At 73.5% G+C, this 1,605-nt stretch carries 2 protein-coding genes; both read right to left on the reverse strand.

What is annotated here, in order from left to right:
- Positions 1-339 (reverse strand): DUF6597 domain-containing transcriptional factor (locus D7X74_RS41845; RefSeq protein WP_370450870.1); only part of this gene is annotated, 339 nt, incomplete at its 3' end.
- A partial coding sequence (locus D7X74_RS41850; RefSeq protein ID WP_147446907.1) for an ATP-binding protein occupies positions 339-1,605 on the reverse strand: 1,267 nt, incomplete at its 5' end. The genes D7X74_RS41845 and D7X74_RS41850, both read right to left, overlap by 1 nt.

Genomic DNA, 1,605 nt, shown 5'->3' on the forward strand with positions numbered 1-1,605 from the left:
CTCCCACCCCTCGCGCGCGACGCGCGGCCAGAGGTCTCCCAGCGCCACCTGCGCGTCCGTCAGCTCCTGCAACGGCAGCCGCAGGAACGGCTGCGCTCCGCCCGGACGGAAGCGCACCGCGACGATGGACGTGGGGAACGTCAACGGCACCACCGCCGCCGTCCGCATCGCCCCCACCACCTTCGGACGCACCCCGTCCGCCAGGTCCACCAGGATGTCCAGGCACCCGTCCGGCATCACCCGGTGCGGCCCCGGCAGCGGCCCCGACGCCTCCATCGCCCAGTAGCACCGCACGTACGGCGTCAGCGCCGCGCATGGGAGGACCTCCACGTAGCGCATCAGGCGGCGGCTTCCGCCAGGGCGGCCCGGGGCAGCCGCACCGTGAAGCAGGAGCCCTGCCCCGGCCCCGCGCTCGTCACCTGGATGCGGCCCCCGTGGCGCTCCACGATTTCGCGGCAGATGGCCAGCCCCAGGCCCAGGCCCCCGGCGTAGTGCTCGGTGGCGTTGCGCGCCCGGTAGAAGGGCGTGAAGAGCTGCGACACGCTCTCCTCCGGAATGCCGATGCCCCGGTCCTCCACGTCCACCCGCACCCCGTCCGGCTCCTCCACCACGCGGATCCGCACCGGGGTCTCCGGCGGCGAATAGCGCAGCGCGTTCTCCACCAGGTTCGTGAGGAGCTGATCCAACCGCTGCTCATCCCACCGGCCCACCAGCGGCGCCGGGGGAAGCTCCAGCGACAACAGGCCCTGGCGCTCCGGCCGGGAGGACTGGATGCGCTCCACCACCTCCTGCGCCAGCGCCCCCAGGTCCATGGGCGCCACCGTCAGCGTGAAGCGCCCGGACTGCAGCCGCGACACATCCAGCATGTCGCCAATCAGCCGCGTCAGCCGGTCCACCTGCCGGTTCAGCCGCGCGAAGGTCGCGCGCTGGCGCTCCGGGTTCAGCTCCTGGCCGGCCTCGGACTGGCGGATGAGCAGCTCCAGCGTCGCCTTCAGCGGCGTCAGCGGCGTGCGCAACTCATGGCTCGCCATGGACAGGAACTGGTCCCGGATGGCGATGGCCTCGCGCAGCTGCTTCTGCGTGCGGTCGATGCGCGCCGCCATGTCGTTGAAGCCCGAGGCCAACTGGGTGACTTCGTCGTCTCCCCGGGCCTGCACCCGCTGGCCGCCCTCCAGCGCCGGCGTGCCCAGCGAGGAGAAGCCGTCCCGCAGCGCCTCCAGCCGCTGCGCCACGTCCCGCCCCACCCACTGCGACAACATCAGCGCGATGGCGCCCGCCAGCGCCGCGATGACCACCACCCACGCGCCCATGCGCGTCACCGGCGCGAACGCCTCGCGCAGCCGCGCCGTCACCACCACCGTCCAGGGCGTGTCCGACACCTGCGCGTGCGCCACCATCAACCGGTGTCCCCGGGCGTCGAACGCCTCCGTCATGCCCTCGGGCGCCGCCAGGGACTCCGGCGGGAGCAACCCCAGCACGGGCGCCCGGGTGAGCACGTCGCCCCGGTCCGTCTCGCGCAGCAGGCTGCCGTCGCGCCGGTCGAACAGCTCCACGTGGTAGCTGCGCGAGGCCAGCGTCGGCTGCAAGCCCAACCGCTGCAACGAC

Origin of the sequence: Corallococcus sp. CA047B, assembly GCF_003612065.1 — a bacterium.
Taxonomy (GTDB): Bacteria; Myxococcota; Myxococcia; order Myxococcales; family Myxococcaceae; genus Corallococcus; species Corallococcus praedator.